Source organism: Streptomyces sp. M-16, assembly GCF_052114405.1.
Taxonomy (GTDB): Bacteria; Actinomycetota; Actinomycetes; order Streptomycetales; family Streptomycetaceae; genus Streptomyces.
The window spans coordinates 20702-41273 of record NZ_JBFRER010000063.1; the positions used below are offsets into that span (position 1 = coordinate 20702).

A 20572-nucleotide genomic window follows, 5' to 3' on the forward strand; every position below is an offset into this window, starting at 1 on the left:
GATGAGCCAGGCGCAGGAACCCGAGCAGAACGGTCCGTCCGTCCCGCAGACGCGTACCGCCCGCCACCGCCGGATCGTGGACATCCTCAACCGGCAGCCGGTCCGCTCCCAGAGCCAGCTGGCCAAACTGCTCGCCGACGACGGGCTGAGCGTCACCCAGGCGACGCTCTCCCGCGACCTCGACGAGCTGGGCGCGGTCAAGATCCGCAACACCGGGGGCGAGCTGATCTACGCGGTCCCCAGCGAGGGCGGCTTCCGCACCCCGCAGGCCCCGCTCGGCGAGTCCGCGAAGGAGGAGCGGATGCGGCGCCTCTCCGGCGAACTGCTGATCTCGGCGGAAGCCTCCGCGAACCTCGTGGTCCTGCGCACCCCGCCGGGCGCGGCCCAGTTCCTCGCCTCGGCGATCGACCAGGCCGAACTCCGGGCCATCCTGGGCACCATCGCGGGCGACGACACCCTGATGCTGATCAGCCGCGACCCGGCGGGCGGCCAGGCCCTGGCCGACCACCTCCTGCGCCTGGCGCAGAAGGAGGGCTGACCCGGACCGCCCGGCGGACGACAGCGCCTAGTACCGGGTCACCGCCAGCGGGCCGGAGTCCGTGCCGATCGCGATGTGGGGGCGGCGGCGGGGGTTCGCCCAGCGGAGGATCTCGCGCATCGCCCGCTCCGGTACGGAGACGCAGCCGGCGGTGGCACCCTTGCCGTTCACGTGCAGGAAGATGCCCGCGCCCCGGCCGCGCACGGGCCGGTCGTAGTTGAAGGCGATGACCAGCGCGTGCGCGTACTGCGTCCGGTAAGCGATCAGGTGCTCCGCCTCGCCGGGCGCGCAGTCGGCGGGCAGCGGCTCGGTCCAGCGGTTGTAGCTGCCCGAGGCGTTGTCCTGGCACCACCAGGAACGTTCCGTCACCCTGCGGTACCGGTAGGCCGTGCCGGCCGGCGCACGGGCGGTGCCGAAGGCGTACGGCAGCTCGAACAGGCCCGTCGGCGTGGTGTCGGTGCCCTGGGTCCGGCTCGCGCCCTCCGTCAGGCCGTTGGCGCCGAACCGGGCGGGCGCGCCGCCCGCCTCGTACCAGCGCCCGGCGCGCCGGTCCCACCAGGTCAGCCGCCCCGTCGTGGACCCGGGCGCGGGCGCGACGGCGGTGATCAGCTGGCTGCCGCCGCCGGTGTCGGCGAGGCGGTCGGGCAGCGGGGAGGGCGGGCCGTACGGGAGCAGGCCGGCGAGGACCAGCGAGCCGGTGAGCAGAGCGGTACGCAGCACGTGTCCGACGGTACGGGTCGGCGGGCGGGCCGTCGGGACCCGTTGCGGCGTGTTCCCGTGATCGGATCAGCGGACGTCGGCCCGGCGGGTCAGCGCGAGCATCGCGCGGATCCGGTTCAGGACGTAGCCGCTGAACAGGTCCGAACACCGGTCCAGCAGCGCTTCGACCTCCGGGTCGCGCAGGGGCAGCCCGGCCCGGCCGCCCGGGGACATCAGCACGTTCTGGATCCGCTGCGCGGCCACCCGGCACAGCGCCGGGTCACGGTCCGTCAGCAGCTCCACGGAGGCCCGCAGTCCGGCGACCCCGCCCCGCGCGTGCAGCACCCGGTACGCGGCCCGGCGGGTGTGCACGGGCCGGCCCGGTGCGATCAGCTCCAGGAGCGGGCCGACGGGCAGCAGCCCGGCCGAGGCGCACAGGCTCAGGGAGGCCTGGCGGGCCACGGCCGGTGACGGGTCCTCCAGCAGCGCGCGCAGCAGGGGCAGGTCGGTGCTGTCGAGCAGGCGCAGCCCCGCGAGGGCCTCGGCCCGTACCTCGTCCAGCGGGTGGTCCACCAGGGACCGCAACAGCGGTACGTCCCCCCGCCCGGCGCACTCGGCGAAGCCGGCCACCGCGTACCGGCCGACGTGCTCCGGGTCGGCGAGCAGCGCGCGGCAGCGGGCGTACGGGTCGCCCCCGTCCTGGCGGACGAGCCAGCGCGCGCAGGCCCGGACCAGGCCCGAGCGGTCGGCGAGGTACCGGTCGGCCTCCGCGGACCGGCCTGCTCGGCGCAGGCAGGTGACCCCGGCCGCCCGCACCACCGGGATGCGGGCGCCGAGCAGGGAGTCCACCGCCTCGTCGTCGGGGCCCTCGGCCGCCATGGCCGCGAGCGCGGCGTCCGTCCAGAGCCGTGCGGTCGCGGGGTCCGTCTCGGCTGAGGCCCGCCGCGCCGTGTCCCGTGGGCCGTGCTCCGCGCGGCCGAGGCTCAGCCGGGCGGCGAACCGGCGGGTCGGCCGGTCCGCGCCGGCGCACAGGCCGGCCAGTACGCGCGGCTCCGCGCGCAGCGCGGCCTCGAAGCGCTCCAGCGCCCACGCGCCCTGCTCGCGCCGGCCCAGCCGCAGTACGAGGGGGGTCAGCGCGCGCAGCGTGCCCGGGGGATCGGCCGCCAGGGCCCCCTCCAGCCTCTTCCGGGCCCGTGCCCGTACGGCCGGGACCCAGTCGGCGGCCCGGACGGCGATCAGCGGCAGCGGAGCGTCGGGCGCCCCCAGGGCGGCCTGCCGGACCCGGCCGTCGGGGTGGCAGAGGCGGACCTCGGGCCGGGCGCCGTGGAGCGGGCCGTAGGCGTGGCGGTGGCGGAGGCGCACCGTCCGGTCGAAGTCCGTCCAGTCCTCGGGCCGGGCGAAGGCGAGCTCCGCCGTTCCCCCGGTGTCCTTCCCGTTGACCAGGGCGTCGGCGGCGGCCCGCCCGGGGGACGGCTCGCGGCGCGCCCCCGTACCCGTCTCCGTCCCGGTGACCGTTCCCGTACTCATGAGCGGACCCCCTCCCCCTCGCGGTGTCGGCCCTGATCGTAGGCCTCGGCCGGATGAGCCGCCTTCGAATATTTCCGCAGCTCGGACGTCCTTCGGTGCCGGGCGGCCGGGCTTGCGATTGACGAAACATACGGAGTAATGCATAGTTATGCCAATCAGTGACCGCATCGTGCCGAAGATCGCCGCCCGGCGCGACCCGGCCTGAGCCCGGTCGTTCACACAGGCGGCGCCACGCGCCGCCGGGACGGCCTCCCCGCGACCTCCGCGGCGGGGAGGCCCTCGTACCACCACCCTCATGAGGAGCAGAAGTGAGCAGCAACAACGGTGACGTCCGGCTCTGGGGCGGCCGGTTCGCCGACGGGCCCTCCGAGGCCCTCGCGAAGCTGTCCGCGTCGGTCCACTTCGACTGGCGCCTGGCGCCCTACGACATCGCCGGCTCGCGGGCCCACGCCCGTGTGCTCGCCAAGGCGGGTCTGCTCACGGCCGAGGAACTCGACCGCATGATCGACGGCCTGGACCGGCTGGAGGCCGACGTGGCCGACGGCTCCTTCGTCGGCACCATCGCCGACGAGGACGTCCACACGGCCCTGGAGCGGGGCCTGCTGGAGCGGCTCGGCGCCGAACTCGGCGGCAAGCTGCGGGCCGGCCGCTCGCGCAACGACCAGGTGGCCACCCTCTTCCGGATGTACCTGCGCGACCACGCGCGGACCATCGGCGGCCTGATCGCCGACCTCCAGGACGCCCTGGTCGGCCTGGCCGAGGCGCACGCGGACGTGGCGATGCCGGGCCGGACCCACCTCCAGCACGCCCAGCCGGTGCTGTTCGCCCACCACGTACTGGCGCACGTGCAGTCCCTGTCCCGGGACGCCGAGCGGCTGCGGCAGTGGGACACCCGGACCGCGGTCTCCCCGTACGGTTCGGGCGCCCTGGCCGGCTCCTCCCTCGGTCTGGACCCGGAGCAGGTGGCCGCGGACCTGGGCTTCGAGCGGGGTTCGGTCGGCAACTCGATCGACGGCACGGCCTCCCGCGACTTCGTCGCCGAGTTCGCCTTCATCACCGCGATGATCGGCATCAACCTGTCCCGGATCGCGGAGGAGATCATCCTCTGGAACACGAAGGAGTTCTCCTTCGTCACCCTCCACGACGCCTTCTCCACGGGCTCGTCGATCATGCCGCAGAAGAAGAACCCGGACATCGCGGAGCTGGCGCGCGGCAAGTCGGGCCGCCTCATCGGCAACCTGACCGGCCTGCTCGCCACGCTCAAGGCCCTGCCGCTCGCCTACAACCGGGACCTCCAGGAGGACAAGGAGCCCGTCTTCGACTCCTGCGACACCCTTGAGGTGCTGCTGCCGGCCTTCACCGGGATGATGGCGACGCTCACCGTCAACCGGGAGCGGATGGAGGAGCTGGCGCCCGCGGGCTTCTCCCTCGCCACCGACATCGCGGAGTGGCTGGTCAAGCAGGGCGTGCCCTTCCGGGTGGCGCACGAGGTGGCCGGCGAGTGCGTCAAGGTCTGCGAGGCCGAGGGCATCGAACTCGACGAGCTCACCGACGACCAGTTCGTGAAGATCTCGGAGCACCTGACCCCCGAGGTCCGCACCGTCCTCAACGTCAAGGGAGCCCTGGCCTCCCGCAACGGCCGCGGCGGCACCGCCCCGTCGGCGGTCGCGGTCCAGCTCACGGAGCTCAAGGCCGACCTGGTCATCCAGCACGCCTGGGCGATCCACAAGCAGTAGTCCGGCCGTGCCCGCGGGGATCAGCAGACGACGTTGACCGAGAACGGCCGGTCGCTGTCGACGGCCGCGGTGCCGCCCGCGGACGGCGTGGCCGTGCGGATGAAGAGGGTGTTCCCGTTCACCTGGCCGACCAGGATGGACGAGCTGCCCGGCCCGGGGTCGTTCCCCCCGTTGGTGTTGATGGTGCCCAGCAGGGCGCACCCGTTGAGGCTGCCGGACGTGGTGATGTTGTAGCGGCCGATGCCGAACTTGTTGATCCCCGTGATGCCCTGCCCGCCCAGGACCTGACCGTTCGCGGCGACCCTGGCCCAGGCGGTGGTCACCGCCGCCGCCTGCGCGGCCCGGCGAGGTTCGGCAGACGCCGACGACACGGCGACCGCGCCGCCGATGGTGAGGGCCATCACCGCTGCCCCGAGGGCCAGCTTCCTGGATCCGTTCATGGTTCTCTCCCTGCCGAAGAAATGATCGGTGCGGGTGGCCCACCCCGGGCAAGGGCTCACCGGGGGAGGACTCTCCTCCCTCTCCGGCCGGCGGCAGAAGGCCTCACGGCGACAGTCACTCCAAATGATCAAGCGTGCCCCGTGTGCGTACGCTCGCTCGACGGGCTTGTCGTGCCCGGTGGCCGTTGACGGCCCCGCATGGTCGCGCCCGGTCACGGGTAGGGGTGTCCGGATCGCCGTCGGCCGCCGCCGGGTGCGGGCGGGGCCCAGTCCGCCAGCAGCTCGAAGTCGCTCCCGACCAGGCCGATCCGCGCGTCGATGCGGAGCAGCAGGGCCCGTGCCGGGTGGCGCTGGTCGACGTACTCGTGGTCCAGGGCCGTGATGTCGTCGTCGATCCAGGCGAAGGGGCGTGCGCCCGCGTACTCCAGGACGTACTGGGTCTTCCAGAAGGTCCCGCGCGGCGCCCGGCCGTGCATCACCGGCCAGTCGACGAAGGGCAGCCGGGGCAGCCCCAGGTGCGGGCCTATCCAGTCGTTCGCCTCGTCCTTCCAGGTAGTGGCCCAGATGAGCTCGTAGCGGTCCGCGAGCCCGAGTAGCTGCGCCCCGTGGGCGGGATTCAGCCAGACGCGCAGTGGCTTCGCGCTCTCCGCCTCCCGCCAGCCCGTCGGCCGCATCCGGTGGGTGGCGTACCCCTCCGGGCGGCGCTGGGCCTTGGCGGCGTAGGGGTTCAGGGGTCCGTCGACGTCGATCAGCAGCAGGGGCTTCATGTCCTCAGGTTTCCTCTGAGGCTGCCCGGCGGGCAGCCCATTTTCCGATCGAGTGAGACATTGACGTCTCATTCGGGGTATGCTTGTCTCATGCCCATGGATCGTGACCAGGTGCTCCGCGACGCGGCCGCCCTGCTTTCCCGCAAGTCGACCGCCACGATGGACGAGGTCGCCCGCACCGCCGGGATCGGCCGCGCGACCCTGCACCGGCACTTCGCCGGACGGGACGCCCTCGTACGGGCCCTGGAGGAACTCGGCATCCGCGAGTTCGAGGTGGCCTTCGACAACGCCCGCCTCGACGAGGGCACGGCGGTGGAGGCGCTCAGGCGGCTCGTCGCCCAGGCGGAGCCGAACGCCGAACTGCTGGCGTTCCTCGTCACCGAGAACCAGCTCTTCGAGGGCGACCAGGTCAACGAGGGCTGGGCCCGCCTCGACGCCCGGGTCGGCGCGCTCTTCCGGCGCGGCCAACAGGAGGGCGACATCCGGATCGACCTGAGCCCCGCCTGGCTCACCGAGGCCCTCTACGGCCTCATCGGCACCTGCGCCTGGGCCGTGATGGACGGCCGGGTCGCCGCCAAGGACTTCCAGTACATGATCACCGAGCTGCTGCTCGGTGGCGCGCGACGGAGCGTGGAGCAATGAGCCGTACCGAACAGCTGAACCGGCAGACGGAGGTGGAGGGGCAGAGCCGCGGGCGGTGGCTCGCCCTCTGCGTGCTCGTCCTGGCCGTGCTGCTGGTCGCGGTGGACGCCACCGTACTCGGTCTCGCCACCCCCTCCCTCAGCGAGGACCTCAAGCCGTCCGGCACCCAGCTGCTGTGGATCGGCGACATCTACTCCTTCGTCATCGCCGGCCTGCTCGTCTCCATGGGCTCCCTCGGCGACCGCATGGGCCGCAAGAAGCTGCTGCTCGTCGGCGCCACGGCCTTCGGGGCCGTCTCCGTGCTCAACGCGTACGCGAGCAGCCCCGAGATGATGATCGCTGCCCGCGCCCTGCTCGGCGTGGCCGGCGCGACCCTGATGCCGTCCACCCTCGCGCTGATCCGGAACATCTTCCAGGACCCCCGCGAGCGCAGCCTCGCCATCGGCATCTGGGGCGCCACCGCCTCGGCCGGCGCGGCCGTCGGACCGGTCGTCGGCGGAGCCCTGCTCCAGCACTTCTGGTGGGGCTCGGTGTTCCTCATCAACCTCCCCGTGATGATCGCCCTGGTCCTCGTGGGCATCAAGCTGCTGCCCGAGTCCAAGAACCCGGTCGCCGGCCCCTGGGACCTGGTCAGCGTCGCCCTGTCCCTCATCGGAGTCATCGGCGTGGTCTACGCCGTCAAGGACGTCGCCACCCACGGCCTGACCTGGGGCGTCTGGGCCGCCGCCGTCATCGGCGGAGCCTGCCTGTACGCCTTCGTGCGGCGCCAGTTCAGCCTGCCGTCGCCGCTGCTCGACATGCGGCTCTTTAGGCACCGCGGCTTCTCCGGCGCGGTCCTCGCCGACCTGCTCACCGTGTTCGGGCTCTCCGGACTGGTCTTCTTCCTCTCCCAGTTCCTCCAGCTCGTGCAGGGCCGCGACCCCCTGGAGGCCGGACTGGCCGAGCTGCCCGCCGCCATCGGCGCGGTGGCCACGGGCCTGGTCGCGGGCCGCTACGCCCGCCGGTACTCGGTGCGCGTCATCGTCACCGGCGGCCTCGCCGTGATCGGCCTGGCCCTGGGCGCCCTCACGGTGATCCACAAGGAGACCGGCTACCCGCTGCTCGGCGTGGCCCTGCTCGTCGTCGGCCTCGGCGCGGGATTCTCCTTCACCGTCACCGCCGACGTGATCCTCTCCAGCGTCCCCAAGGAGCAGGCCGGTTCGGCCTCGGCCGTCTCCGAGACCGCGTACGAACTCGGCGCCGCCCTCGGCATCGCCCTGCTCGGCTCCGTGGTGACCGGCGTCTACCAGTCCTTCACCGCCCCCGCCTCCGTGCCCGCCCCGCTGGCCGACGCGGCGCACGAATCCCTCGGCGGGGCCGTGGAGGCCGGCAAGGCCCTCGATCCGCAGGCGGGCGCGCAGATGGTCGGCGCCGCCCAGGACGCCTTCGTGGACGGGCTGCGGCTCGCCTCCGGCGTCGGCGCGGCCGTCCTGCTCGCCACCGCCGCGGCGGCCTGGTTCCTGCTCAAGGGCCAGGAGCTGCAGGACGGCGTCGAGCACTGACGTTCCGCCAGGGGATCGATTTCCGGCCGTGGTTGACATGTCATCGACGGCCGGGACACCATCCCGGCGATGGAGATCACCGATCTGACCCCGGCCGAACGCCGCGTGTGGGAAGCCTTCCCGCGCGGCGACGGCGTCGACTTCCGGGAACACCCCGAGGACAGCTCCGTGGACGGGGCCGGATGGGGCCCGGAGCGCACCGTCCGGGCCGAGGTGCTGCGGGCCCTGCTGCTGGGCGCGGGCCCCGCCGAGGAGGGCCGGGTCGCCGGACTGAAGATCAAGGGTGCGCGGATCGTCGGCAAGCTCGACCTCCGGTACGCGGTCGTCGACCACGCCATCCGGCTGCGCGACTGCTGGTTCGAACGCAAACCCCTGCTGTACGGGGCCCAGCTGAAGGCGCTGGTCCTCGGTTACTCCACCCTCCCGGGCCTCACCGCCGCCACGGTCCGCGTCGACGTGGTCCTGCGGCTCTCCTGCTGCCGGATCAGCGGCCCCGTACGCCTCCAGGGCGCCAAACTGGCCGGCGGCCTCTTCCTCCAGGGAGCGGTGGTCGGGCCCACGGCGGGCGACGAGGCGGACGAACCCCCGCTCCAGCTCAACCACGTCGAGGTCGGCACCGACATCATCGCGAACGACCTGACCGTCCACGGCCAGCTGCGCCTCAACGGCGCCACCGTCGGGGGCCAGGTCAGCCTGGACCGGGCCCGCCTGCTCGCCCCCGGCGGGATCGCGCTGCACGCCGAGACGCTGACCGTCGGGACGGACCTGCGGGCCCAGCGGATGGAGGCCCGCGGGATGGTCAACCTCACCGGCTCCCGTATACCGGGCCAGCTCAACTTCGCGTACGCCACCTTCGTCAACCCCGACGGCGTCGCCCTGCGCGCCTCCAGCTGCGTGGTCGGCGAGATGTGGCTGCGCAACTGCCCGCCCGTCGAGGGGCTGGTCAACCTGCGCCGCTCCCAGTTCGACATGCTGCACGTGCCGAGCGCCACCTGGCCGGAGAAGATCCGCATCGACGGGCTCAGCTACCGCACCCTCGCCCCCCACCTGCCCGCCGAGGAGCGGCTGCCCGCGCTGGAGCGGGAGGAGTCGGGCTACCTCCCGTACGCCTACGAACAGCTCGCCGCGGCCTACCGCACGGCGGGGGACGAGGCGGCCGCCCGGACCGTCCAGCTCGCCAAGCTGCGGCGCCACCGCCGCACCCTGCCCCGGCACGGGCGGCTGTGGGGACAGCTCCAGGACGTCACCGTCGGCTACGGCTTCCGGCCGCTGCGCGCGGCGGGCTGGCTGCTGGCGCTGCTGCTCGTGGGCTCGATCGCCTACGCCCTGCACGCGCCCCGGCCGCTGAAGGCGGGGGAGGCGCCGGACTTCAACGCCGTGTTCTACACGATCGACCTGATGCTGCCGATCATCGGCTTCGGCCAGGAGTCCGCCTATGCGCCGGCCGGCTGGTACCAGTGGCTGTCGTACCTGCTGATCGTGACCGGCTGGGTCCTCGCCACCACCACGGCGGCGGGCGTCAGCCGGTCACTCCAGCGGCAGTAGGGCCGTTACGCGGCCTTCGCCTTGGTGGCGTACATGTCCACGTACTCCTGACCCGACAGGCGCATGACCTCCGCCATCACCGAGTCGGTGACGGCGCGCAGGACGTAGCGGTCGCGGTCCATGCCCTCGTAGCGGGAGAACTCCATCGGCTCGCCGAAGCGGACGGTGACCCGGCCCGGTCGCGGCATGCCCGCGCCGCCCGGCTGGAGCTTGTCGGTGCCGATCATCGCGAAGGGGACCACGGGGGCGCCCGTCATCAGGGTGAGGCGGGCGATGCCGGTGCGGCCCCGGTACAGGCGGCCGTCGGGGGAGCGGGTGCCCTCGGGGTAGATGCCGAAGATCTTGCCCTCCTCCAGGATCCTGCGGCCCGTCATCAGCGCGGCGACTCCGCCGTTCGCACCGTCGCGGTCCACGGGGATCATGCCGGCGCCGGTGAAGAACCAGGCCATCAGGCGGCCCTTGAGGCCCTTGCCCGTCACGTACTCGTCCTTGCCGATGAAGTGGACCGTGCGGTCGCACACCAGCGGCAGGATCATCGAGTCGATGAAGGTGAGGTGATTGCCCGCCAGGATCACCGGGCCGGTGCCCGGAATGTTCTCGATGCCCTCCACCCTGGTGCGGATGATCAGGCGCATGACCGGTCCGACAGTGGCTTTGATGAGCGCGGTACGGAACAACGTGAGCCCTCCGGCATCGAAAAGCGGCTTTCGCACCACACGGCGGTAGTGCAGGTGAGGACGATACTCGCGGCTCACGGCTGATCGCACATCGGGTTCACGTGGTGGATACATCGTGTTGACGCACGTTTCCGTCGTGTTCCCGCCACGCCCACCCTCCCGCCATCCCCCCTTGCCTACGATCGGCAGGCCGATTTCGGGCCGCACGACCCGGAGATCCCGGGGCCGCGGGCCCGTTTCACGATGAGGAGAGCTCATGACGCAGGGTGGGGCAGCACGGCGCACGGTCCTGGGAGCGGCGGTCCTGGCCGCCGGAACCGGAATCACCGGACTGGCGGCGGGCACCGCCTCCGCCGCCACCACCGACGGCGGGCACGACGAGGGCGGCTACCGGGACCTCCCCGTCCCGACGGTCATCGGCCACCGGGGCTCCAGCGGATACCGGCCCGAGCACACCCTCGGCTCCTACCAGCTCGCCCTCGACCTGGGGGCCGACGTCATCGAACAGGACCTCGTCCCCACCAAGGACGGCCACCTGGTGTGCCGTCACGAGAACGAGATCGGCGGCACCACCGACGTCGGCGACCACCCCGAGTTCGCCGCCCGGCGCACCACCAAGAACGTCGACGGGGTCTCCGTCACCGGCTGGTTCACCGAGGACTTCACCCTCGCCGAGCTGAAGACCCTGCGCGCCAAGGAGCGCATCCCCGCCGTCCGCCAGCGCAACACCCTCTACGACGGCCGCTGGGCCGTCCCCACCTTCGAAGAGGTGCTGCGCTGGGCCAACCGCGAGAGCCGCCAGCGCGACAAGCGGGTGTGGCTCCACGTCGAGACCAAGCACCCCACCTACTTCCGCGGCCTGGGCCTCGGGCTGGAGGAGCCCCTCGCGAAGCTGCTGCGCCGCTACGGACGCGACGGCCGGGACGCCGCCGTCTTCCTCCAGTCCTTCGAACCCTCCAGCCTCCAGCGGCTCTCCCGCCTGGTGTCCGCGCCGCGCGTGGCGCTGCTCGGCGCGGCGAACACCCGGCCCTGGGACTTCGAGGTGGCCAAGGACCCCCGTACCGTCGCGGACCTGGTCAAGCCCGAGGGACTGCGGTGGATCGCCGGCTTCGCCCAGGGCATCGGCCCGACCCTGGACCTGATCGTGCCGCGCACCGCCGACGGCCGGCTCGGCGAGCCGACCAGCCTGGTCAAGGACGCGCACGCGCGGGGCCTGGTGCTGCACCCGTACACCGCGCGCAACGAGAACAGCTTCCTGCCCGCCGAGTTCCGCAAGGGCACCGATCCGGCCGCCTACGGGGACGCCTTCGGCGCCTTCAAGCGGTACTTCGAACTGGGTGTCGACGGCATCTTCACCGACAACCCCGACACCGGCCTCCTCGCGGCGGAGGCCTTCCGGCCCGGCCGCGGCGTCAACCGCTAGCCCCGCTTCCCCGTACGGGTGTGCCCCTCCCGGCGGGGAAACCGCCGGGACCCGTCCGCTCGTCCCGCCCGGCATGGACCTGCTGAAGGAACCGGACCTGCCCGAGACCGGCCGGCCGAAGAGCGAACTGCTCCGGGAACTGGGCCCGCTGCTCTCCGCCGAGGCGGCCGCGGAGGCCCCGGCCGCCGGGGTGGAGGCCGCGGACCTGGAACAAGCCGTCTGGGTCAGGCTGCTGGAAGGCGGCCCGTGCGCCCCCGACCCCAACGGCCGTGCCCGCTGGCTGCGGCGGGCGGTGCGCGCCGAGGCGCGGCTCGCCCGCCGGCGGGCCCGGCGCGAGGTCCCCTACGGGGCCGCGCCCACGCCCGCCGCAGCGGCCGGCGAGCCCGAGGACGCCCTGCTGCACGGAGAGGACAACCGGGCCCTCCGATCGGCGGTCGCCCGATTGCCCGGACGTTGTCCCCAGCTCATAGGGGCACTTCTCTCGCCAAGAGACCTCACTTACCGTGAAATCGCAGGAGAGTTGGGTATCTCACAAGGAAGTTTGGGACCGGTCCGTTCCCGTTGCCTGGGATGTCTGCGCAGAATGCTCGCTGCAGAGGTTGCGGCTCCTGGCCCGTGGGGAAAGGAGCGGTAGACCGGAGAGCCACCAGGTGAGCGGGAGGCATGCGCACATGGGCATGAGCGTGACCATTTCGGCGGCGGCCGCCGAAGACGCCGAGCAGATTTTCAAGCTGCAGTATCTGGCGTTCCAGCGGGAGGCCGAGCTGTACGGCAACTACCTCATCCAGCCGCTCACCCAGTCCCTGGACTCCCTGAAGGCGGAGCTCGCCTCGGACACCGTCCTGGTGGCCCGGCTGGGCGACGAGGTGGTCGGCACGGTGCGCGGCAGCACCGGCGAGGACGGCACCGCGAGCATCGCCAAGCTGTGCGTGCACCCGCGCCTGCAGGGCCACGGACTGGGCGCGCGGCTGCTGCGCGCGGTGGAGGAGGCCCTCGCGGGCCACGGCGCCGCGACCCGCTTCCGCCTGCACACGGGCGTCAAGAGCGAGTCGAACCTGCGCCTCTACCGCAAGGCCGGTTACGCGCAGGTCGGCAACCGCACCGCCTCCGACGGCGTGCACCTGGTGATCCTGGAGAAGGAGGCCGCGGAGGCCACCGACTTCGCCGTCAGCGCGTAGGTTCCGCCCGGGCCGTCCCGCGCGGCGCCCGGCGGCCGGGCCGCGCCGTCACCGCACCGCCGGTGGCGGCCCGTCCCGGCCGCCACCGGCCGGCCGGGACGGGACGGGACGGGTGGGCCGAGGGCATCAGCGCTTCGAGCGGAGCCAGATCATCCCGGTCACCGGCAGGATCACGGGGATGAACAGGTAGCCCATCCCGAAGTCCGACCACACGGTGGCGTCGGGGAAGGACTCGGGCCGCACCAGGGTCCAGGTGCCGACGGCCAGCACGCCCGCCAGTTCGGCCGCGCAGCAGACCAGCGCCGCCTTGCGGGCCTTCTCCCCGCCGCGCACCAGCGAGTACGTGATGAAGGCGTAGGCCAGGGCCGCGGCCCCGGACAGCGCGTACGCCAGTGGGGCCCGGTCGAACTCGGTGGAGATCTGGTAGGCCGAGCGCGAGACCGCGCCGACCACCATCACCCCGTAGAGCCACACCAGCAGCAGTCCCGGACCGGAGACCAGCCGCTTGCGCCCGGGGGTCCCGGAGCCCTCCGCCGTCGCGGTCTTCGTGTCGTCAGGCACCGGCGGTTCCCCAGATGTCGTAGAGCCGTACTTCGAGGACGGCGAGGACGACCGCGCCCGCGGCCACCGTCACCGAACCCCATTTGGTCCGTTCGCTCAGCGAGAGCATCCCGGCGGCCGGGACCGCCGCGAAGGCGCCCACCAGATAGGCGACGAAGAGCACCGTGCCCTGTGCGGGCTTCTCGCCCCGGGCCAGCTGCACCAGGCCGACCACCAGCTGGGCCAGGACCAGGAGGGTCACCACGGCCATGCCGATGAAATGCCAGTCCTTGGTCGGCTGGTCCCGCCACACGGCGTGACCGCACCAGGCGGCGAGGGCGAGGGCGGCCACACCGATGGCGGCCGTCAGGGCGTCGAGCATGCAGCGAGGGTATTACGGGCCGCAGGACCCGGTGCGCTCGCCCCTCGCCCGTACGGGCCGGGGCGCCGGCGGCCGGGACGGGGGCCGTGGTCTTGACCACAACGCACCCCGCCGGCGGACCCGGCGCGGACGTGGTCGCCGGGGACCTCCCGGCCGTGTCCGCACTGGTCGGGGCCACTGGAGTGCCGCTTGGGACGGAGGGCCGGACGTGACCGATGGTGTCCGTAATGCGGCCAGAATCCGTCCGGTATACGGACACTGTGGATCGATGAGTCGCCATGTCTGCTTTACTGGGGCCCATGACCACGACGAGCAACCGCACCCTTGCGACCGAGGCGACGATGACGCCCGGTGCTCGTTGTATGTGTCGAATGCGCGCCTTCTGAGGGCCCCCTTCCTGCAGTCTCGCGCCCCGAAGCGAGACCGGCCGAGCCGCTCCGCAGCAGCCGTCACCACCTGACGGGCCGTACGGACCGCTCCTGCCCCGCGCACGCGTCGACGCCATCCCCTTTCCGACGGTTCGACCCGTATCGCGTCCCCAGATGTTTGCCCCGTGCACGGCACCCGCACGCCGTGCACTCGACAGCGACGGAATTCCTGTGATCACCACATCGGGCCTCACGAAGGTCTACCAGTCCCGTGGCCGTGAGGTCACCGCCCTGGACGGCGTCGACCTGCACGTCCGCGAGGGCGAGGTATACGGAGTCATCGGCCAGAGCGGCGCCGGCAAGTCCTCCCTGATCCGCTGCGTGAACCTGCTGGAGCGCCCCACCACCGGCACGGTCACCGTCGACGGCGTCGACCTCACCGCGCTGGCCGGCCGCGGCCGCCGCGCCGGCAAGGAACTGCGCGAGGCCCGCAGCCGCATCGGCATGGTGTTCCAGCACTTCAACCTGCTGTCCTCGCGCACCGTGCAGGCCAACATCGAGCTGCCCCTGGAGATCCTCGGCGTCTCCGGCCGCGAGCGCTCGCGCAAGGCCCTGGAACTCCTCGACCTCGTCGGCCTCGCCGACAAGGCCAAGGCCTACCCCACCCAGCTCTCCGGCGGCCAGAAGCAGCGCGTCGGCATCGCCCGCGCCCTGGCCGGCGACCCCAAGGTGCTGCTCTCCGACGAGGCCACCAGCGCCCTGGACCCCGAGACGACCCGCTCGATCCTGCGGCTGCTGCGCGACCTCAACCGCCAGCTCGGCCTGACCGTTCTGCTCATCACCCACGAGATGGACGTGGTCAAGGCCGTCTGCGACTCCGCCGCGCTGATGAAGCGGGGCCGGATCATCGAATCGGGCACCGTCGCGGAACTGCTCGCCACCCCCGGCTCCGAGCTCGCCGCCGAACTCTTCCCGGTCAGCGGCGCCGCCACCGGCCCCGACCGCACCGTCGTCGACGTCACCTTCCACGGAGAGGCCGCCACCCAGCCGGTCATCTCCCAGCTGTCGCGCACGTACAACATCGACATCTCGATCCTCGGCGCCGCGATGGACACCGTCGCCGGCCGCCAGATCGGCCGGATGCGCATCGAACTGCCCGGCCGCTACGAGGACAACGTCGTTCCCGTCGGCTTCCTGCGCGAGCAGGGCCTCCAGGTGGACGTGGTCGACGACGACGCCGCGGCCGACGAGATCGACGACGAACTGGCCGCACTGGTCAAGGATGGTGCCAAGTGACCTGGTCCGAGATGCAGCCCCTGCTCACCCAGGGCACCTACGACACCCTGTACATGGTGCTGTGGTCCACCCTGGTGACCGTCCTGGGCGGACTGCCCGTCGGCATCCTCCTCGTCCTCACCGACAAGGGCGGCCTCCTGCAGAACCGGCCGCTCAACAAGGTCCTCGGCGCGATAGTGAACGTGGGCCGCTCGCTGCCCTTCATCATCCTGCTGATCGCCCTGATCCCGGTCACGACCGCCGTCATCGGCACCTTCATCGGCCCCACCGCGATGATCGTCCCGCTCGCCATCGGCGCCATCCCCTTCTTCGCCCGCCTCGTCGAGACGGCCGTCCGGGAGGTCGACCACGGCCTGATCGAGGCCGTCGAGTCCATGGGCGGCGGCATCCCCACCCTCGTCGGCAAGGTCCTGCTCCCGCAGTCCCTGCCCTCGCTGGTCGCCGCCGTCACCACCACCGTGATCACCCTGGTCGGCTACTCGGCCATGGCCGGCGCGGTCGGCGGCGAGGGACTCGGCTCCAAGGCCATCACGTACGGCTTCCAGCGCTTCGAGACCGGCTTCATGGTCGCCACCGTCGTCGTGCTGATCGCCCTCGTCACGGTGATCCAGCTGATCGGCGACGGCGTGGTCCGCATCCTCGCCCGCCGCGGCCGGACAGCCTGAACCCTTCCCCACAGAAAAGCCCGCACTTGTCGTGCTTGGGCCACAACCAGCGGGTCCCCACCGGACCCGTACCGCAAGAAAGGCACTCTTCGTGCGTAAGAACGTCAAGCTCACCGCCTTCGCCGCCGCCTCCGCCGCGCTCGCCCTCGGCCTCACCGCCTGCGGCAGCTCCTCGGACCCGTCCACGGCCAAGGCCGACGGCGGCAAGGCCGACGAGAGCAAGCCCCTCGTCATCGCGGCGTCCCCGACCCCGCACGCCGACATCCTGAAGTTCGTCAAGGACAACCTCGCCGCCAAGGAAGGCCTCAAGCTGGAGGTGAAGGAGTTCACGGACTACGTCCTGCCCAACACCGCCACCGAGCAGGGCCAGGTCGACGGCAACTACTTCCAGCACAAGCCGTACCTCGACGACTTCAACAAGAAGAACAACACCCACATCGTGCCCGTCGTGAACGTGCACCTGGAGCCCCTCGGCCTCTACTCCAAGAAGGTCAAGGCCCTCTCCGACATCAAGGCCGGCCAGACCGTCGCCGTCCCCAACGACACCACCAACGAGGGCCGCGCGCTCCAGCTGCTCGCCGCGAACAAGCTGATCACCCTCAAGGACGGCGTCGGCACCAACGCCAAGCTCTCCGACATCACCGACAAGAAGGGCCTGGAGTTCAAGGAGCTGGAGGCCGCCACGGTCCCGCGCGCCCTGAACGACGTGGACGCCGCCGTCATCAACGGCAACTACGCCATCGAGGCCGACCTCTCGCCCGCCAAGGACGCCCTGATCCTGGAGAAGGCCGACGGCAACCCGTACGCCAACTTCCTGGCGGTCAAGGACGGCAAGCAGTCCGACCCGCGCATCCAGAAGCTCGCCAAGCTCCTGAACTCCGACGAGGTCAAGAAGTTCATCCAGGACAAGTACCAGGGCTCGGTCATCCCCGCCTTCGGCGCCCCGGCCGCTTCCTGACGAAAACCGCCTGGTAGACGCCGGATTCCCGGCCCCGCGCCCCCTCGGGGGGACGCGGGGCCGCGGTCTGCCCGCATCCGGGCAGCCCGGCCCTGCACATCACCCGGCCGATGCTGCATGCTGTGGCCTACGACCCGCACGACGGTCCCCCTCGAACGGTCCCGCACCACGGTCGCACCACGGTCTCAGGCATGGAGCTGCGCATGACTACCACCTTCCCGGACGTCACCATCAGCACGGACCGGCTGGTGCTGCGCGCCTTCGAGGAGGACGACGTCACGGCGCTCGCCGAGATGATGAACGACGAACACGTCACCGCCTGGACCTCGGTACCGCACCCCTACACCCACGCCGACGCCCACGACTGGGCCACCCGGAAGTCCCACGCGGAACGCACCGACGGCCGGGGCATCGTCTTCGCCGTCACCGAGTTCCTCACCCAACGCCTCGTGGGCATCGTCCACCTCCAGAACACCGACTGGCGCACCCGCACCACCGAGGTCGGTTACGTCACCGCCCCCTGGGCCCGGGGCGAGGGCTACGCCAGCGAGTCCGTCCTCGCCGTCGCCCAGTGGCTCTTCCGCGACCAGGGCTTCGAGCGCCTCGAAATCCGCACCGCCGCCGACAACACCGCCTCCCAGCAGGTCGCCCAGAAGATCGGTTGCATCAGCGAAGGCGTCCTGCGCAACGCGTGGATAGTGCGGACCCAGACGGCCGACGGCGGCTGGACCGAGACCCGCACCGACCTCATCGTCTGGAGCCTGGTCCCCGAGGACCTCGACGAGGCCGAGGAGTACGAGGGCCACGACGGCTACAGCGGCTACGACGGCACCCGCGGATACCCGCCCCGGGACTCCGGATACGCCTTCGGCCGGCCCGCCGACGCCACCGGCTACGCCGTCGCCGCCGACTGGAACTGACCCGATGACCAGGTAGTCTCACGATGCGCGACCCCCGACGAAGCCCGCCCGCCCCCACCTCAGGAGACTGACGACGATGGCCGACCGGGTCACGGTGATCGGCTGGGACGGTTCACCCCTGACCGCGGCCGCCCGGTCCGCGCTCGCCGCCGCCACCCTCGTGGCCGGCGCCGCCCACCACCTCGCGCTCCCCGAGGTCCCGCCCACCGCGGAACGCATCCGTCTCGGCAGCCTCCACCTCGCCGCCCGCCGGATCGCCGGCCACCGCGGCACCGCCGTCGTCCTCGCCGACGGAGACCCCGGATTCTTCGGCGTCGTACGCACCCTGCGCGCCCCGGAACACGGCCTGGAGGTGGAGGTCGTCCCCGCCGTCTCCGCCGTCGCCGCCGCCTTCGCCCGCGCCGGGATGCCCTGGGACGACGCCCAGGTGGTCGTCGCCCACCCCCGCACCCTGCGCCGGGCCGTCAACGTCTGCCGGGCCCACAGCAAGGTAGCCGTCCTCACCTCGCCCGGAGCCGGACCCGCCGAACTCGCCCTGCTGCTCGACGGGGTGCACCGCACCTTCGTCATCTGCGAGGAACTGGGCACCGACCGCGAGCGCGTCACCGTCCTGACCTCCGACAAGGCCGCCGACCACAGCTGGCGCGACCCGAACGTGGTCATCGTCATCGGCGGCGCGGGCCAGGTCTCCGCCGCCGAGCCCGGCTGGCTGTTCGGCCAGCCCCCCCACCTCACGGCCACCCGTGGCTGGGCCCGGCCCCGGCCCGAAGGGGACTGGTCCGTGGGGGAGGGGCCCGTGGGGGAGGGCGAGTCCGCACAGCTGCGCGCGGCCCAGCTCGCCCGACTCGGCCCCCGCGCAGGGGACCTCGTCTGGGACATCGGGGCCGGCTCCGGGGCCCTCGCCGTGGACGCCGCCGCCCTCGGCGCGGCCGTCATCGCGGTCGACGCCGACCCCCGCGCCTGCGAACGGGTAACGGCCGCCGCCCGTCGGCGCGGTGTCCAGATCCAGGTCGTGCCCGGCCGCGCCCCGCACGTCCTGGAGAACCTCCCCGAGCCCGACGTCGTCCGCGTCGGCGGGGGCGGCGCCGAGGTCGTCGCGGCCGTCGCCGACCGGCGTCCCGAACGGATCGTCAGCCACGCCTCCACGCGCGACGACGCCGAGGCCATCGGACGCACCCTCGGCGAACACGGGTACGCCGTCGAGTGCGCACTCCTCCAGTCCGTCGGCCTCGACACCCGGACCTGGGCGGAACAGGAGCGTTCCGTGGTGTTCCTCCTGGCAGCCGAGCGCCCCGTGAGCCGCTAGCGCGGAGGCCGGGGTAGGCTGGCCGATCGTCGTGCCGCCCTCAGGACGCGCGACGTGGCGCAGTCCACAGCGGACCGCGCCGGTTTGTGGCCGACACGGCGGCCGACGAGCGCGACAATGCTCAGGAGTTGTTGTGCGGGCGCACGCGAGGCGTCGCACCGCACGGCGACCCCGCACACATCACCGCCCGGCGGTCTTGTGGGCGACCGGGCGATCGAAGAGGCAACACCGATGGGCGAGGGGTACGCATGACTGACACCGGCCAGGTCCCGGGCGAGGGTCACCCGGACAACGGGGGCATGGTGGATCAGCAGGGCATCCCCGCTGCGGTTGCGCCGCTCCCGCAGCTTCCGCCGCAGCCCCCGGCGGGCTACGCCTTCCAGGACCTCGTGGACGACCCCGCCGAGGCGGAGGACGAGGAACTGCTGCTGATGCCGAGCGCCCAGGGCTCCTGGAGCGACCCCCAGGTGGTCCCGCCGGTGCCGGCCTTCCCGGCCGAGCCCGTCTACACCGAGTACCCGCAGGCCCCCGCGGCCGGTTACCCCGAGCCGGGCCACCCCGGTTTCCCGGAGCCCGGCTACCAGGACGCCGGCTACCCGGTGCCGCAGCAGCCCGCGCAGCCCGGCTTCCCCGACCCCTCGTACCCCGCGGGCGCGGGCTTCCCCGACGGCTACGCGGACCCCGCCGCGTACAGCGCGGGCGCGCACGAGACCGGCGGCCGCGACACCGGCTCGCTGGACCTCGGCGGCCTCGTGGCCCCGCAGGCCGCCCAGGTGCCGCCGGCGTCGCCCGTGATCCCCGCACGCCGTCCGCTGCACATGGGCCCGCCGATGCCCGAGGCCGGGGGAGTCGTGCGTTCCCTCGCGGACCGGGGTCCCGCCGCCGCTCCGGCGCCGGCGCCCGTGGCCGCCCCGGCCCCCGTGCCCGCTCCCGAGCCGGCCCCCGTGGTGGCGGCGCAACCCGTCGCCGAGCCGGCGCCGCAGCCCCTGCCGCAGCAGCCCGTCGCCGAGCCGGCGGTGGAGCCGGCGGTGGAGCCCGCCGCAGTGCCGGTCGCCGTGGCCGAGCCGGCCGCCGTGTCCGTGGCCGAGGCTGTGGCCGTGCCCGAGGCCCCCGGGGCGCCGGTGGCGCAGGAGCCGGTCGCCGTGGCGGTGCAGCAGCCCGGTGCGCCTGCCGCGGGTCCCGAGTACCTGGACGCCCCGCAGCAGGCGGCGCGAGCCGCCGAGATCCCGGCGCAGCCCGGGACGCCGTGGACGGCCGAGCCCGTTCCGGCCGCCGCCCCCGTTGCCGAGGCCGCCCCCGACGCGCCCGCTCCCGTGGAGCCGAACGCGGAGCCCGTGGCGCAGCCGGAGGCCCAGCCCTCCGCCGAAGCCGCCGCGCAGGCCCCCGAGCCCGCCGCCGCGCCCGCCGCCGCGCAGGCCCCCGAG

Annotated in this window: 20 protein-coding genes and 1 pseudogene; 14 read left to right on the forward strand and 7 right to left on the reverse strand. The window is 72.9% G+C overall.

Going from position 1 to position 20572, the window contains the following annotated elements; all coding sequences use genetic code 11:
• The first annotated feature begins 1 nt into the window (after position 1).
• The gene (locus AB4039_RS25780; protein WP_266838061.1) at positions 2-538 is read left to right on the forward strand and encodes an arginine repressor; all 537 of its coding nucleotides are present in this window, start codon (positions 2-4) and stop codon (positions 536-538) included.
• 27 nt (positions 539-565) lie between these two features.
• Here the strand turns inward: AB4039_RS25780 and AB4039_RS25785 are convergent, their stop codons facing one another.
• Together AB4039_RS25785 and AB4039_RS25790 are read right to left on the reverse strand one after the other, a co-directional pair.
• Entirely contained in the window at positions 566-1255 is a 690-nt protein-coding gene (locus tag AB4039_RS25785; RefSeq protein ID WP_442271942.1) for a L,D-transpeptidase family protein, read from the reverse strand.
• Between the two features lie 69 nt (positions 1256-1324).
• On the reverse strand, positions 1325-2764 hold the full coding sequence (locus AB4039_RS25790; protein WP_266838059.1) for a hypothetical protein: 1440 nt from the start codon (positions 2762-2764) through the stop codon (positions 1325-1327).
• A 308-nt stretch (positions 2765-3072) separates the two neighbouring features.
• Between AB4039_RS25790 and argH the strand changes: the two genes are divergently transcribed.
• Complete coding sequence (gene argH / locus AB4039_RS25795) at positions 3073-4500, forward strand: argininosuccinate lyase (protein WP_266838057.1); 1428 nt, start codon at positions 3073-3075, stop codon at positions 4498-4500.
• Between the two features lie 20 nt (positions 4501-4520).
• Here argH and AB4039_RS25800 read toward each other — a convergent pair whose 3' ends face one another.
• Both AB4039_RS25800 and AB4039_RS25805 read right to left on the reverse strand, forming a co-directional pair.
• Positions 4521-4940 carry a hypothetical protein gene (locus AB4039_RS25800; protein ID WP_266838055.1) on the reverse strand — a complete coding sequence of 140 codons (420 nt, stop codon included), beginning with the start codon at positions 4938-4940 and terminating at the stop codon, positions 4521-4523.
• Positions 4941-5152: 212 nt separating this feature from the next.
• A complete protein-coding gene (locus AB4039_RS25805) occupies positions 5153-5707 on the reverse strand; it encodes a hypothetical protein (RefSeq protein ID WP_442271939.1) in 555 nt (184 codons plus the stop codon).
• 90 nt (positions 5708-5797) lie between these two features.
• Between AB4039_RS25805 and AB4039_RS25810 the strand changes: the two genes are divergently transcribed.
• From AB4039_RS25810 to AB4039_RS25820, 3 genes are all read left to right on the forward strand, one after another.
• The gene (locus AB4039_RS25810) at positions 5798-6349 is read left to right on the forward strand and encodes a TetR/AcrR family transcriptional regulator (protein WP_266838051.1); all 552 of its coding nucleotides are present in this window, start codon (positions 5798-5800) and stop codon (positions 6347-6349) included.
• On the forward strand, positions 6346-7890 hold the full coding sequence (locus tag AB4039_RS25815; RefSeq protein WP_266838049.1) for an MFS transporter: 1545 nt from the start codon (positions 6346-6348) through the stop codon (positions 7888-7890). The genes AB4039_RS25810 and AB4039_RS25815 overlap by 4 nt, the downstream gene beginning before the upstream one ends.
• A gap of 69 nt (positions 7891-7959) precedes the next feature.
• A complete protein-coding gene (locus AB4039_RS25820; protein ID WP_266838047.1) occupies positions 7960-9435 on the forward strand; it encodes a membrane-associated oxidoreductase in 1476 nt (491 codons plus the stop codon).
• A gap of 5 nt (positions 9436-9440) precedes the next feature.
• On the opposite strand, the gene AB4039_RS25825 is transcribed toward AB4039_RS25820, so the two are convergent.
• Positions 9441-10070: a lysophospholipid acyltransferase family protein gene (locus tag AB4039_RS25825; RefSeq protein WP_037687788.1), complete on the reverse strand. Its 630-nt coding sequence runs from the start codon at positions 10068-10070 to the stop codon at positions 9441-9443.
• Positions 10071-10368: 298 nt separating this feature from the next.
• On the opposite strand from AB4039_RS25825, the gene AB4039_RS25830 reads away from it, so the two are divergent.
• From AB4039_RS25830 to AB4039_RS25840, 3 genes are all read left to right on the forward strand, one after another.
• Positions 10369-11535, forward strand: coding sequence for a glycerophosphodiester phosphodiesterase (locus AB4039_RS25830; RefSeq protein WP_442271940.1), 1167 nt, complete (start codon positions 10369-10371; stop codon positions 11533-11535).
• Positions 11536-11608: 73 nt separating this feature from the next.
• Positions 11609-12169 (forward strand): sigma-70 family RNA polymerase sigma factor, encoded by a 561-nt coding sequence (locus AB4039_RS25835; RefSeq protein WP_266838042.1) that lies wholly within the window; start codon positions 11609-11611, stop codon positions 12167-12169.
• Between the two features lie 37 nt (positions 12170-12206).
• Complete coding sequence (locus AB4039_RS25840; protein ID WP_266838040.1) at positions 12207-12713, forward strand: GNAT family N-acetyltransferase; 507 nt, start codon at positions 12207-12209, stop codon at positions 12711-12713.
• Between the two features lie 126 nt (positions 12714-12839).
• Here the strand turns inward: AB4039_RS25840 and AB4039_RS25845 are convergent, their stop codons facing one another.
• Both AB4039_RS25845 and AB4039_RS25850 read right to left on the reverse strand, forming a co-directional pair.
• The gene (locus AB4039_RS25845) at positions 12840-13274 is read right to left on the reverse strand and encodes a hypothetical protein (protein ID WP_266838038.1); all 435 of its coding nucleotides are present in this window, start codon (positions 13272-13274) and stop codon (positions 12840-12842) included.
• Positions 13267-13635 (reverse strand): hypothetical protein, encoded by a 369-nt coding sequence (locus AB4039_RS25850; RefSeq protein WP_266838036.1) that lies wholly within the window; start codon positions 13633-13635, stop codon positions 13267-13269. Before AB4039_RS25850 ends, AB4039_RS25845 begins: the two co-directional genes overlap by 8 nt.
• Positions 13636-14234: 599 nt before the next feature.
• Here AB4039_RS25850 and AB4039_RS25855 point away from each other — a divergent pair.
• The 6 genes and pseudogenes from AB4039_RS25855 to AB4039_RS25880 all read left to right on the forward strand — a co-directional run.
• Positions 14235-15299 carry an ATP-binding cassette domain-containing protein gene (locus AB4039_RS25855; RefSeq protein WP_266838034.1) on the forward strand — a complete coding sequence of 355 codons (1065 nt, stop codon included), beginning with the start codon at positions 14235-14237 and terminating at the stop codon, positions 15297-15299.
• Positions 15296-15964 carry a methionine ABC transporter permease gene (locus tag AB4039_RS25860; RefSeq protein WP_442271941.1) on the forward strand — a complete coding sequence of 223 codons (669 nt, stop codon included), beginning with the start codon at positions 15296-15298 and terminating at the stop codon, positions 15962-15964. The genes AB4039_RS25855 and AB4039_RS25860 overlap by 4 nt, the downstream gene beginning before the upstream one ends.
• Positions 15965-16055: 91 nt before the next feature.
• Positions 16056-16922 carry a MetQ/NlpA family ABC transporter substrate-binding protein gene (locus tag AB4039_RS25865; protein ID WP_266838030.1) on the forward strand — a complete coding sequence of 289 codons (867 nt, stop codon included), beginning with the start codon at positions 16056-16058 and terminating at the stop codon, positions 16920-16922.
• Positions 16923-17125: 203 nt separating this feature from the next.
• The gene (locus AB4039_RS25870; protein WP_266838028.1) at positions 17126-17842 is read left to right on the forward strand and encodes a GNAT family N-acetyltransferase; all 717 of its coding nucleotides are present in this window, start codon (positions 17126-17128) and stop codon (positions 17840-17842) included.
• Positions 17843-17918: 76 nt separating this feature from the next.
• Positions 17919-19148 carry a precorrin-6y C5,15-methyltransferase (decarboxylating) subunit CbiE gene (gene cbiE, locus AB4039_RS25875; protein ID WP_266838026.1) on the forward strand — a complete coding sequence of 410 codons (1230 nt, stop codon included), beginning with the start codon at positions 17919-17921 and terminating at the stop codon, positions 19146-19148.
• A 248-nt stretch (positions 19149-19396) separates the two neighbouring features.
• Positions 19397-20572, forward strand: a pseudogene (locus AB4039_RS25880) (hypothetical protein); the annotation flags it as partial.